The sequence below is a fragment of the Campylobacter sp. CN_NE2 genome, assembly GCF_027797465.1.
Classification (GTDB): domain Bacteria; phylum Campylobacterota; class Campylobacteria; order Campylobacterales; family Campylobacteraceae; genus Campylobacter_B.
Map to the genome: position 1 here is coordinate 673752 of NZ_CP115608.1, position 13032 is coordinate 686783.

Annotated in this window: 13 protein-coding genes; 3 read left to right on the top strand and 10 right to left on the bottom strand. The window is 36.4% G+C overall.

Annotated features, from left to right (window positions below; genetic code table 11):
- Positions 1-33 precede the first annotated feature (33 nt).
- Positions 34-675: a ribulose-phosphate 3-epimerase gene (gene rpe / locus PF028_RS03275; RefSeq protein WP_270860338.1), complete on the top strand. Its 642-nt coding sequence runs from the start codon at positions 34-36 to the stop codon at positions 673-675.
- Between the two features lie 14 nt (positions 676-689).
- Entirely contained in the window at positions 690-1481 is a 792-nt protein-coding gene (locus PF028_RS03280) for a 3'-5' exonuclease (RefSeq protein ID WP_270860339.1), read from the top strand.
- A 34-nt stretch (positions 1482-1515) separates the two neighbouring features.
- Here the strand turns inward: PF028_RS03280 and PF028_RS03285 are convergent, their stop codons facing one another.
- Together PF028_RS03285 and PF028_RS03290 are read right to left on the bottom strand one after the other, a co-directional pair.
- Positions 1516-2232, bottom strand: coding sequence for a hypothetical protein (locus tag PF028_RS03285; protein WP_270860340.1), 717 nt, complete (start codon positions 2230-2232; stop codon positions 1516-1518).
- A gap of 6 nt (positions 2233-2238) precedes the next feature.
- Positions 2239-2559 (bottom strand): hypothetical protein, encoded by a 321-nt coding sequence (locus tag PF028_RS03290; RefSeq protein ID WP_270860341.1) that lies wholly within the window; start codon positions 2557-2559, stop codon positions 2239-2241.
- A 156-nt stretch (positions 2560-2715) separates the two neighbouring features.
- Here PF028_RS03290 and PF028_RS03295 point away from each other — a divergent pair, with 156 nt between their 5' ends.
- Positions 2716-2904 carry a hypothetical protein gene (locus PF028_RS03295; RefSeq protein WP_270860342.1) on the top strand — a complete coding sequence of 63 codons (189 nt, stop codon included), beginning with the start codon at positions 2716-2718 and terminating at the stop codon, positions 2902-2904.
- Positions 2905-2924: 20 nt separating this feature from the next.
- On the opposite strand, the gene PF028_RS03300 is transcribed toward PF028_RS03295, so the two are convergent.
- From PF028_RS03300 to PF028_RS03335, 8 genes are all read right to left on the bottom strand, one after another.
- Complete coding sequence (locus PF028_RS03300) at positions 2925-3599, bottom strand: 3-methyladenine DNA glycosylase (protein WP_270860428.1); 675 nt, start codon at positions 3597-3599, stop codon at positions 2925-2927.
- A complete protein-coding gene (locus PF028_RS03305) occupies positions 3599-4375 on the bottom strand; it encodes an ATP-binding protein (protein ID WP_270860343.1) in 777 nt (258 codons plus the stop codon). The genes PF028_RS03300 and PF028_RS03305 overlap by 1 nt, the downstream gene beginning before the upstream one ends.
- Before the next feature lie 321 nt (positions 4376-4696).
- A complete protein-coding gene (locus PF028_RS03310) occupies positions 4697-7663 on the bottom strand; it encodes a DEAD/DEAH box helicase (protein WP_270860344.1) in 2967 nt (988 codons plus the stop codon).
- Complete coding sequence (locus PF028_RS03315; protein WP_270860345.1) at positions 7663-8538, bottom strand: M23 family metallopeptidase; 876 nt, start codon at positions 8536-8538, stop codon at positions 7663-7665. Before PF028_RS03315 ends, PF028_RS03310 begins: the two co-directional genes overlap by 1 nt.
- Positions 8535-9698 carry a Mur ligase family protein gene (locus PF028_RS03320; protein ID WP_270860346.1) on the bottom strand — a complete coding sequence of 388 codons (1164 nt, stop codon included), beginning with the start codon at positions 9696-9698 and terminating at the stop codon, positions 8535-8537. Before PF028_RS03320 ends, PF028_RS03315 begins: the two co-directional genes overlap by 4 nt.
- On the bottom strand, positions 9682-10218 hold the full coding sequence (gene lptE, locus PF028_RS03325; protein ID WP_270860347.1) for an LPS assembly lipoprotein LptE: 537 nt from the start codon (positions 10216-10218) through the stop codon (positions 9682-9684). Before lptE ends, PF028_RS03320 begins: the two co-directional genes overlap by 17 nt.
- A gap of 6 nt (positions 10219-10224) precedes the next feature.
- The gene (gene leuS / locus PF028_RS03330) at positions 10225-12675 is read right to left on the bottom strand and encodes a leucine--tRNA ligase (RefSeq protein WP_270860348.1); all 2451 of its coding nucleotides are present in this window, start codon (positions 12673-12675) and stop codon (positions 10225-10227) included.
- A 10-nt stretch (positions 12676-12685) separates the two neighbouring features.
- Positions 12686-13027 carry a DUF6394 family protein gene (locus PF028_RS03335; protein WP_270860349.1) on the bottom strand — a complete coding sequence of 114 codons (342 nt, stop codon included), beginning with the start codon at positions 13025-13027 and terminating at the stop codon, positions 12686-12688.
- Positions 13028-13032 lie beyond the last annotated feature (5 nt).

Consider the following 13032-nt stretch of genomic DNA (forward strand, 5'->3'; position numbering starts at 1 on the left):
AATTACGCAAAAATTTAAAAATAAGGAAATTTTATGTATGTAGCTCCTAGCATTTTATCGGCTGATTTTGGGAGATTAAACGAAGAGATTACAAAAGTTTGCGAAGCAGGAGCCGACCTTATCCATGTCGATGTCATGGACGGACATTTTGTGCCAAATCTCACAATCGGACCGCTTGTTGTAAAATCCGTCGCCAAAGTCGCAACCAAGCCACTTGATATTCACTTAATGGTGCAAAATAACACTTTTTTTGCCGACCTTTTTTTGCCGTTAAAACCTAAATTTTTAAGCTTTCATATCGAAGAAGAAAAACACCCGCTTCGCTTGATTGACTATATTCGTAAAAACGGGGTAAGTCCAGCCATCGTGCTAAATCCGCACACGAGCGTTTCTAGCCTAGAATACATCATAAACGAAGTCGATATGGTGCTTTTAATGAGCGTAAATCCGGGCTTTGGGGGGCAAAAATTTATCCCGTCGGTCTTGCGAAAAATTTCAGAACTTAGAAATTTGATAGAAAAAACAAATTCAAAATGTATGATCGAAGTTGATGGTGGAGTAACCGGCTTAAATATCGCTGAAATCGATGAAGCAGGAGCCGACATCGTGGTGGCAGGAAACTACATTTTCTCATCAAATGACTACGCCGAAGCGATAAAAGCGTTAAAAATTTGAGCGAAAGAGCAAATTTGAACCAAAAAATAGAAAATTTGATAAATTTAATCGCTTCAAAAAGCATAAATTATCACGATTTTATCGGCATTGCAAACGGCATTGATGATATAAAAAACCTTTTTGACCCAAAAGATTTTTCTATGTGGCACACGCTAGGGCTTCCTGTGATGAAGCTTGATAACGGCAAAATCACGCTAAAAAGCCGTGAAACGGACATTTGCGATGAGACATTTTGTTTTGTCGATATTGAGACCACGGGCGGCACAAAAGACGGGCAAATCATCGAAATCGGTGCTTTAAAAGTGCGTGGCGGCGATATAATCGGCAAATTCGAAACTTTTGTGAAAGCCGAAGCGATACCCCAAAACATAACCGAGCTAACGGGCATTACGCTTGAAGATGTAGCAGGCGCACCGAATTTGGCAAGTGTTTTGGAGAGTTTTAGGCTGTTTTTGGGCGAAGCAGTTTTCGTAGCACACAATGCAAAATTTGATTACGGATTTATTAGCCACAGCCTTGAAAAATTGGGCTTTGGAATGCTTCTAAATTTACGAATTTGCACGATTGATTTAGCTAGACGGACGATTCCGTCACAGAGATACGGACTAAGTGCGTTAAAAGAGCTTTTGGGCGTTCAAAATACGCACCACAGGGCTTACAGCGACGCCGTTTCGTGCTATGAAATTTTCAAACACGCCCTAACGCAAATCCCGTGGAGCGTGCAAACCACTACCGATTTAATCCAATTTAGCAAAACGGCAAAGTCGGTGGTTTTACCAAAGACTCTGCCAAGCGAGAATTTATAAATTTAGTAAATTCTCAGTGCAGTATTGCGATGGATTATTCTGTTGCTTTATCTTTTACTTTTTTGATTTTCTTTACAGGTTTGCTGTTTTGGGCATTTGATTTTGCTTTATCAAGTTTTAAGGTCTCTTTCTTGACCTTTTCTTTTGCATTTTTAACATTTCTCTCTTTGTTATATCCCTTTTTTGCCTTTTTTAACATTTTGTCTATATTTTCATTTTTGATAACATTATCTGCCAAATCTTTTAATTCTTTGGTTTTGTAGCTATTCAATTTTCTACCGCTTCTAAAAATTTTTGTCATAATTTGCAAATAAACATATCCACTAACTAATGTTAAAGCATATGCAACTGCACCAGCTATTACACTTGCACCAACCGAACCAATAAATGGTATAAAAGAAAGTGCGCCAGTTACAATTACACTACCCACGGCATATCCAGCTATATTTGTGGCTACTCCGGAAGCCAATGTTTTTAAGATATTATCTGACAATTTCAAACCTAATTTATCATTTATTCTTGCATACATGCTCCAAATAAACCCAACACAGGTTACCACAAGCGCAGCACCACCGACACCGGGTATCCAACCACTAGCTACGCTAGCAGCAGTTGCACCTTTGGCGTGAAATTTAACAATATCAACTATATCAGACGGAAGAATGTCTTCGGCTAAATGTTTGTCTGTTTCTTCAATTATTTTTATAAGATTACTAGCCCCAGTGAATAAAAAACTATCAAAATCTTCCATAAATTATCACCTTAAATTTTGTTTTTCTAAAATTTTAATAACTTTGTTTATTTTCACTTCATCACAATGCTTTTTATCGTTTTTCAGCAAAGATTTCAAAAAATCTATTGCAAAAATATCAGGAATTCTGACATATCTTTTGCTTGGATAGCCTACTTTACTAGGATTGCCTTTTTTTGTAATGCACCAATGAATACCAACAGAATGTTTTTCATCTTCTGGCATTTGCCCTTCCGCCACTCCACAAACAACATAAAATTCACTACTTTTATATAACGAGTAAAAATCATCGCTATTTTCATACGGATAAAATTTATCACACTCCATTGTTATTGCTCCCTTATAGAAATTTTTAATTATTATACAACAAATATTTTAAAAAACATAATATTTATGCTTTTTAAAATAAAAATAGCTAAATATTATGCTGTTAGATTTTAAAAACATTTTTTATAAGCTTTTCGCAAAAAAAGTAGGTGAAAAATGACAAAACGAGATATTGCTGGTTTTCTTGGTGTAAATGTGCAGACTTTGCGAAACTGGAAAAAGACTAGACCGAATTTATACCGAATTATTATGCAAGGACTGGCGATTGATGATATTATCGCTAAAAGCAAACAAAACCACGACGAACTCTGCAAAATCGCTAAAAAATTTGATAAAAAAGATTAAAAAATAATCACAAATAAAACTTACTTCAACTTCTCAAACAAATTTATCGCAAATTCATCGAATTTTTTGCCTTTTAAGTGTGCTTTGCAAAATTCGACTATCAGTCCGTGAAATAGTGCAAATGCGCCGTTTTCGTCGTTTGAAAAATTATCATAGCGAGAATTTGCTAGTTCAAAAACTTCGCCAAAATTTAGGCTTTCCAACCACTCTTTGCACTCGTCATAACACTCAAATTCATAGTCAAAATACCCTAAAATTCGAAGCGTGTAGCTATCGACGACCATTACGGGTTTTTCACACGCATAGCACAAAATATCATCGCAAGTTTCTGCGCCTATGCCTTTTTGGCGTATCAGCCACTCTCTACTAACACCAAATTTAAAGCTCTCAAAGTCGCCAAATTCATCTAAAATCGCCTTGCAAAGCGAGTTTAGCCGTTTTGCTTTTTGATTATAAAATCCGCTTGATTTGATAATTTCTGCCAAATTTGCCACTTCTAAATTTGCGATTTTTTGCAAATCCAAAAGCCCAAATTTCCTTAAATTTTCAAGTGCGAGTTCGGCATTTTTCCAGTTTGTGTTTTGGATCAAAATCGCTCCGACAACGACTTTAAATTCGCCAAAACCTTTCCACCAGCGAAAATCGCTAAATTCGGTGCAATCAAAAAGTGCCCCAAAAAGCTCGGTGCTAGTCATCACAAAAACTCGCTTTTATAGGCTAGATAAAACTGCTTTGCGACCCGACCGCTTCTACTTGCGCGAAGCATAGAAAACTGCTTTGCGCTCTCGTGCAGGGCAGTCCGATCGCCTTTAAATTCGCTAAAATAATTATCCACAATTTGCAAATAATCATCAAAATTGCCCTGATAAAAACTAAGTTGAAGCCCAAAGCGATCGCTTAGCGAAATTCGCTCATTTACGGCATCGCCGTAGTGAATTTCATCTTGCGTGATACTTACTTCTTGGTTGTCTTTGACATATTCGCTTAGCAGATGACGGCGGTTTGAAGTGGCATACATAAGCGCGTTTGTAGGGGCTTTTTCTAGGCTTCCTTCTAGCATTGGTTTTAGATATTTATAGCTGTCATCGCCGTTTTCGAAGCTCAAATCATCGCAAAAAATGATAAATTTAAACGGAATTTTGCGAATTTCGTCAAGTATATCGACCAAAAACTGCAAATCGCCTTTTGAAATCTCAATCACACGCAAATTTTTATCAAAAAATTCGGTGAAAATCGCCTTGCAAAGGCTAGATTTCCCACACCCTCTCTCGCCCCACAAAAGTGCGTGGTTTCCGCCTTTATCAGCCAAAAAATTCTCTGTGTTTTTCAAAAGTGCGTTTTTTTGAAAATCAATGCCAACTAGCGAATTTAGAGCAACAAAATCAATGTCGCTAATAGCTTTTAGCGAATTTGAATTCGAGCGAAATGCCGCTGCTTTGGTATTTTCCCAATCGATTTTTAAATTTAACATTTTTTGCCTTTTTTGTTTTAAATTTACGCATTTTAGCATTATAATCATAAATTTTTAAAATTTGCGAATTTTTGAGATAACAAATTAAGCTATATCGTAAATTTAATCACTGGCGATTGCCACGAATTTTTGCTATCGCAAAAATTCTCGCAATGACAATGGGAGCAAATTTGAATTTACAAAACAATTAAACCTAAATTTGAACGACTTATGCCGACGATTTCGCACCAAATTTGCATAAGATAAGACTTATTTCGTCTATCGTTGCAAATTTGGTGCGAAAGCTAGGCTCATTTCAATCTACAAAAAGAAAACCAAAATCTAAATTTTATTCAAAACACTTTTTTCACACTTTCGCAGATAACTAAGGGTCTCGTCCAGCACATCATCATCATCGCGCGTCCTAGCCTTTAAGCGAATTTTCTCGCCGTTACTTTGCGTGATTAAAATATTTTCGTCAATACTTGAAATCGCCTTTATACCGCAGTTTTGAGCTAAAACTTTAATCACCATCAAATCTATAAATTGTTTAGTATAAGTATCAGCCCTACCAAATCTATCTTCAATCTCGCCAAAAATTTCATACACACCAGCCGTATCTTCGCACTTGCTAAGACGACGATAAATGTCAAGGCGAAGCCTATCATGCGGGATAAAGTCCGAATTTAAAAAGGCATTTACCGAAATTTTAAGCTCAACTTCACTAGCCACATTTTTTTGGTTCATTAGCTTATTTATCTCATCTTCGAGCATTTTTAGATACAAGCTATATCCGATAGCTTCGATATGTCCGCTTTGCGCTTCGCCTACTAGGTTTCCGCCACCCCTGATTTCAAGGTCGTGGTAGGCTAGAACCGAACCGCTTCCTAAAAATGAGTTGCTCTCTAATGCCACAAGGCGTTTAAGCGCGTCCGAGCTAAGCTCAGATTTATCATCAATCAAAAAGTAGCAAAAGCCCTGTTTGTCGCTTCGTCCGACCCTGCCACGAAGCTGGTGCAAGTCGGCAATGCCAAATTTATTCGCACTTTCGATGATAATCGTATTAACGCTTGGCATGTGAATTCCGCTTTCTACGATACTGGTGCAAAGCATTAGATCATATTTTTTATCCATGAAATTTATAATTTCATCTTCTGTTGTTTTTGGATCTATTTTTGAGTGAAGCACCAAAATTCGCAAATTCGGCAAAATTTTTAAAAGCTCTTTTTTTGTTTTTTCAATCGTTGCTATGTGATTATGCACGAAAAAGACCTGACCGCCACGACGAAGCTCCCTTAAAATCGCTTCTTTGATGATTTTTTCGTCATATTCTTTAACAAGAGTTCTAACATCAACCCTATCAAGCGGTGGTGTAAGAAGTGTGCTATAAGTTTTAATCTTACTCAAAGCCATATTTAGGCTTCTTGGAATCGGGGTTGCCGACATTGATAAAAGGTGCGAATTTAGCGATTTTTCTTTTAATTTTTCTTTTTGTTTAACGCCAAATTTATGCTCTTCGTCGATGATAATAAGTCCTAAATTCTTTGGGTTTAAATTTAAAAGCGAGTGCGTTCCTACGCAAACGAGCGGAGTTTTTTCGCTAATTTTTTTTAAAATTTCGCTTTTTTGTTTTGTGGTTGTGAAGCGATCAAGTTTAAAAACAGGAATATCAAATTCTTTAAATCTAGCGCTTAGTGTCGCGTAGTGTTGCGAACTAAGCAAAGTCGTCGGCACGAAAAATAACGCAGAATAGCCACTTTTAATGGTGGCAAAAATGGCGTTCATGGCAACTTCTGTTTTGCCAAAACCGACATCGCCGCTAAGCAGTCTATCCATAACCTTTCCGCTTTTTAAATCGGCAAAAATCTCGCTAACGGCTTTTTCTTGGTCTTTTGTGTATTCAAAACCGCTTTTGGCAATAAAATTTGCGTAATTTTCATCACTATTTTTTATAACCACGCCCTTAACTAGCTCGCGTTTTGCCGCCATTTGGATAATTTTTGAAGCGATTACAAAAAGTTTTTCACGCACTTTTTCTTTGATTTTTGCAAAACTTGCCTTGCCGAGCCTATCTACGCTTATAACACCACCACTGGCGATATAGCGGTCTATCTTATCAAGGTGTTCGACAGGCAATAAAAGCTTATCGTCATTTTGGTAAATAATGCTTACAAACTCCCTACTTCGCCCTAGCACGGTGATTAGTTCAAGTCCTGCAAATTTGCCGATACCATAGTCTTCATGCACGACAAAATCGCCGATATTAAGCTCATCGACGGCTAAATTCGACTTGCGAATTCGCTTTTTAGCACCCTGTTTGTTTAGTGAAATGATGATTTCATCAGACGAGATTAAATTTATTATATACTCAGCGTTTATAATCTCGATATTTTCATATTTTTTGATTTCAAAAGGTTCTATTAGTGCCTGATTTCGAGCGATTAGTTTGATTTTTGTATTTTTGTGAAATTCAAAAAATTCATTGCTTGGCGTAATGCTTAAATTTTTATATTTTTTAGCTTCGGGCAGTATCGCTAAGCTTTTTAAAAAATCTAAATTTCTCTCGGTAAAAATCTCGTTTTCGTCAAATTTGCGAGTTAAAATGCACTCAAAAACTTCGAAATAATCGATAAATCCGTCAATAAACCAAAAGCCGAGTGAATTTAAATCATTTATTAGATTATCGCTTTTAAAATTTGCGATTTTCTCGCCGACTTTTTCAAATTCGCTCCAGTTTAAATTCGCCAAAAACGGCGTTATTTCGATACTTTCTAGCTCATCTTTTTCGCTTTTTTGAGTTAGCGGATCAAAATATCTAATACTTTCAACCAAATTATCATCGAGCAAAATTCTCACGCCGAATTCCGAATTTAAAGGAAAAATATCGATGATTTCGCCACGAAAACTTGCTTCGCCTTTTGTGCTAGTGATTTCAACGATACTATAACCAAGCCGTAAAATCTCATCTTGCACTGCATTTAGCTCGATTTCATCGCCAAATTTTATGCTAAATGATTTTAAATGCTGTGCGCTTGGAAGCTTGTTTAAAAGCGTTCTAATGGGAGAAATGATGATTTTTTTATCGCTTTTATCTTTGTAAAAGCTAGATAATACACTGCTGATTTGAACCAATTCGTCATAAAAACTTCGCAAATCGTCGCCAAAATTTGCACGAAAATCGGGCAAAATATAGGTATTAAAGCCTAAAAATTTGGTAACTTCTCCACATAAAAAGGCTTCTTTGTCATCATCGCAAACCAAAATTTGTTTGGAATTTAAACTAAAATATTCAAAAACTTTATCTTGCATTATCTGCCTATTTTAGCCGTTGCGTTGGCTAGTTCTTGCCATGAGACGGTCGGTTCAAGAGATGAGATTGTGCTAAAATTATTTTTATTCCACGCCATAAAATTTGCAGGATTTACCGTGCGACCTAAAAATCTTACTTCATAGTGCAAATGCGGTCCCGTGCTATAACCTGTATTTCCGCTAAAACCGATAATCTCGCCCTTTCTGACCCATTTTCCTGCACTTACGACGCTTTGAGCGTATAAATGCCCGTAATAAGTCTTAAAGCCGTAGTTGTGCGAAATAATGACCAAATGTCCGTATCCCGTGCCTGAATTTCCTGCAAATTCGACAAATCCGTCGGCGGTTGCGTAAATTTCAGTCCCCACACTAGCCCTTAAATCAATGCCGTGGTGCATTTTTTCGGTTTTGCTGATTGGGTGAATTCTATTTCCGTATTGGCTTGTAACACCTTTATATTTTATCGGAAGCCCGTTAGGAACGGCACTTAAAATAAAATCGATTTGATTTGTGGCTATATTTAAATTCGCTGTTTTTTTAGCTGCAAGTTCGTTTTTGGCTTCATTTAAAGCCGCCATAATCTGCAAATTTGCTATTTTTTCATTATTTTCATCAAGCGATTTTATGATTTCACTACCTTCGCTTTGAAGTTTTAAATTTTGTGCCGAAAGCTCGGTATTTTGGGCAAATAAAGTTTTTGCTAGTTCTGAAAGTTCTTTGTTTTTTGAATATAAATTAAAAATCGCATAGATTAAAATTATCAAAAAAAAGACAAAAAAAGCAATCAAAATTTTAATCTGAAAGCCGAAATTTTCGGAAAAACTATAAGTTTTTTTGCCGCCTACTCCGCTAAAAGTTATCTTTGTTTTTTTCAAAATTTACCTTTTTTATAGAATTTTAAAAAATTTTCTACTAGATAAAACGAGCCAAAAACGAGATAATTTTCATCTTTTTGCAAATTTGTAAATTTTGTGTGCTGAATTTTAAATTCATCCAAAACCTGCGTGATTTTTTCGCCGCCAAGTTCGCGCTCATCGCTATCATAATCAAAAATTTCAACCCTTTTTACGATAGGTTTTAAAATCTCAAAAATCGCCCTTATATCTTTATCTGCAAAAGCGTTGTAGATTAGCACTACTTTTTGCCCTGCAAACTCCTTTAAAATCGCTTCGGCAGCTAGCTCATTATGCCCTACATCGATAGTTAAATTTGGCGTGATTTTTTCAAGTCTGCCGTGCATTTTTAGTTTTTCTAAATTTGCTAAATTTATATTTTTATTAAAAAATTTTGCTCCTGCGTAAGCAAGGGTTAAATTTGAAATTTGAAAATCGGCATATCCTTGTTTTTTGATATATTTTTTAACTTCATTTTTATCAAATTCGCTTAAAAATTCATTAGCAAATTTCAAATTTGCTCCGTTTTTTTCGGCGATTTGTTTTGCTATTTTAACTGAAACTTCGTTCATATCGTCGTTTAAAATGGCGTTTTTTGCCATATTTATAAGTTTTGTGTGTGAGATTTCTTCTAAATTTGACCCAAGCATTGGAATATGATCGGTGCCGATCGGCGTAAAAAGCGATAAGACTTTTTCATACTGCGAAGTGGCGTCAAATTCTGCTCCCATACCTGCTTCAAATATGCAATAATCGCACTCTTTAAACAAAATTCCTGCTAACAAAGTAGCATACTCGAAATACGACAAACTAGTTTTAAATTCATCGCTTAAAATTTCTTGCAAAACTTCGTGAGCGTTTTCTAGCTCGGCATCTGTCGCATCGCAACCATTTAAATAAAATCGCTCGTTAAATTTAAAAATGTGCGGACTTGTATAATGCCCTACTTTTGCACCGGTGGTTTCTAAAATTTGCGCTAAAAACCTGCCCGTGCTTCCTTTACCGTTAGTTCCTATAACCTGCACGACATTTTTTAAACCCAAATACTCTTTTACGCTTTCAAAAGCTCTTGGAAACCTAGCATAATCAATCTTTTTGTAAAAAATCGGTTTGTTTTTTAGATAGTTATCTAGTTTTTGCAATATTTAAGCCCTTTACCGCCAAAGCCGAAATAAACTCGTCAAATGCTTGGCGAGATGAATTTTCAATCGCTTCATAGCGATCTTTATCGCTAATAACGCTCATCGTATCGCGTGAGGATTTTACAAGTTTGCTAACCTTAAAATCGTAATCCCCTACGCAATCTTTGCTAAAAATTTCGCCATTAGATAGCGTTGTTTTAAAATTTAGCGTTAAATTTGTGCGAAATGTCGTAATATAGCCAAATTGATCGTAAGCCAAAGCAGAAAAAGAGAGCTTTTTAATACTAGCTATGATTTGCGTATCGGCACTTTTTTTATCAGCCAAATTTCGCTCTAGTCGTTGCACGATACCAGTTTTAACGGCATCTTTAATCGCAACCGTATTTTGCGGATCGGTTTTACTCATAACAACATCGACAAAAACGGAATTTGGCATAATGTCATTAACTATCTTTGAAGTCGGCTTATAACCGCAACCTACAACGAAAACCAAACAAAAAATAGTTAAAATTTTTCTCATTTTTTCCTACTTGATAACCAAATTTACAAGTTTATTTTTGACATAAATTTCTTTTATTATGCTCTTATCTTCAAGCCATTTTGCTACGCTTTCTTTGGCAGTTTTTAAAATTTCATCTTCGCTTAAATCAGCTCCAACTTCGATTTCAGAGCGTTTTTTGCCATTAACCGTAACGGCTAGGACGATGCTATCTTTTACAAAAACTTCTTCGCAAATTTTAATTTTTGTAAAATTTGCTCTTTTGAATAAATTTTCGCTTAATTCACTAGCAATGTGCGGCACGATTGGTTCAAGCAAATTTAAAATCACAAAATAGCCCTCGGTAAAAACTTCTTTGTTATTTTGCGAATTTAGCGCATTTAAGGCTTCCATACACGCAGCTATTAAGGTATTAAAAGCAAAAGTTTTTGTATAAACTTCGTGCGATTTTTTAAGCGCTTCATAAACTTTAAGTCTTGCATATTTTTCATCTTTATTCAAATTTTCGTGCGAAATTTGCGGAATTTGCGTAGTTTTAACAACACTTTCGCTTCTATCATAAAGACGATTTAAAAATTTATAAGCGCCCTCGACTGCGCTATCGTTCCACTCTAATTCTTTTTGCGGTGGTGCAGCAAATAAAATAAAAAGTCTAGCCGTATCGGCGCCGTATTTAGCGATAATATCATCAGGATCGACCGTGTTGCCTTTTGATTTGCTCATTTTTGCGCCGTCTTTTAAGACCATGCCTTGTGTCAAAAGTCTAGCAAATGGCTCGTTATCGCGCAAATAACCCAAATCTCTTAGCGCCTTTTGGAAAAATCTAGCGTAAAGTAGGTGCAAAATGGCGTGTTCGATACCGCCGATATACTGATCTACGCTCATCCAGTAATTCACACTTGTCTTATCAAATGCTTTTTCTTGCCACGATTTTTCATCACTTGCATATCTTGCAAAATACCAACTACTTTCAAAAAATGTATCAAGCGTATCTGTTTCACGCACGGCATTTTTACCACATTTTGGGCATTTGCAGTGCTTCCAGCTTGGGTGTTTATCAAGCGGATTTCCAAGACCTGTGATTTCAACATCATCAGGCAAAGCCACAGGCAAATTTGATAAATTTTCACAAACCAAACCGCAACTATCGCAATGCACCATAGGAATCGGCGCTCCCCAGTAGCGTTGGCGTGAAACTCCCCAGTCGCGAAGTTTGAAATTTACAACTCTTTTGCCGATTTTTTCATTTTCAAATTTTTCAATGATTTTAGTTTTTGCTATTTCGTTATCAAGCCCGTTAAATTCGTGCGAATTTACTAAAATTCCGCCTTCTGTGTAGGCGGAATTTTCTAAATTTGCATTGCCGTCTTTTGGTGCGATACTTTGTTTAATGCTAAGACCAAATTTTTTAGCAAATTCATAATCTCTTTCATCATGCGCAGGGACCGCCATAACAGCGCCGCCTCCGTATTCAGCTAAGACAAAATTTGCCATCCAAACAGGAATTTTCTCACCCGTTAATGGGTGCAAAACAAAAACGCCTAAATTAACGCCTTCTTTGTCTTTTGCTTGGCGTTCTCTTGGGCTTTGATTTAGTATTTCTTTGATTTTTTCTGTGGTTTTACTATCAAGTAAATTTTTTTCTAAAAGTTTTTTGACGACTGCGTGTTCTGGTGCAACGGCTGCATAGCTCATACCATAAATCGTATCAGGGCGAGTGGTAAATACGCTAAATCCGTCCATGCCGTCAAGTAAAATTTTGCTATGCTCGTCAAATTTAAAGCCAAATTCCAAACCTTCGCTTCGCCCAATCCAGTTTTCTTGCATGGTTAAGACTTGATTTGGCCAATTGCCTTCTAAATCTTTTAGACAATCAAGAAGTTCCTGTGCGTAAGCTGTGATTTTTAGGTAATATCCGGGCATTTCTTTTTGCACGACTTCATTGCCGCAACGCCAACACTTACCCTCTTCAACCTGCTCGTTAGCTAAAACCGTGCCGTCATGTTCGCACCAATTCACAATCGCAGATTTTCGGTAAATCAAGCCTTTTTCATACATTTTGATGAAAAATTCCTGCTCCCATTTTGTATAAAGCGGATCGGAGGTTGCTAGCATTCTACGGCGTGAAAATGAAAATCCTAAGCGATAAAGTTCATTTGTCATATAATCGATATTTTCATAAGTCCAGCTTTTTGGGTGAGTTTTATGCTTAATCGCAGCGTTTTCAGCTGGCATTCCAAAGCTATCAAAGCCGATTGGGTGTAGGACATTAAAATTTTCTTTTCTATAATATCTAGCTAATGCGTCGCTAATAGCGTAGTTTCGCACATGCCCCATGTGAATTCGCCCACTAGGATATGGAAACATTGATAAAATATATTTTTTTGGCAAAGAATAGTCATCTTTTGGCTCGTAAGCGTTTTCATTATCCCAATTTTTTTGCCATTTTAGTTCTATTTCCTTACTATCATAAGACATTTAAATTTCCTTAAAATTCATCTTTGCTTTTTGCTGATTCAACCACAATCAAAACAAGTGAAAATACATTTGCAATGGCTGCTCCGATTGCAAGTGAAGTTATGATTGAAAGATCACCCGGTTTTACGAGCATAAAAATAAAAGCAGGAATCAAGTGCAAATCTGCCACCAAAGAACTTGCAAAAAGTTCGGCTGAGAGCAAATTTCGCACGCCTACTTTTAAAAGAGTTGAAATCGCATTTACACTAGCCGCTACAAAAAGCAAAATTTCGCTTCTTTCGTATAAAAACCCTGCAATCGTAGTCAAACTCATAAGAGCGAAAAATATATAAACAACCTTTCCCCAGTTCATATTTG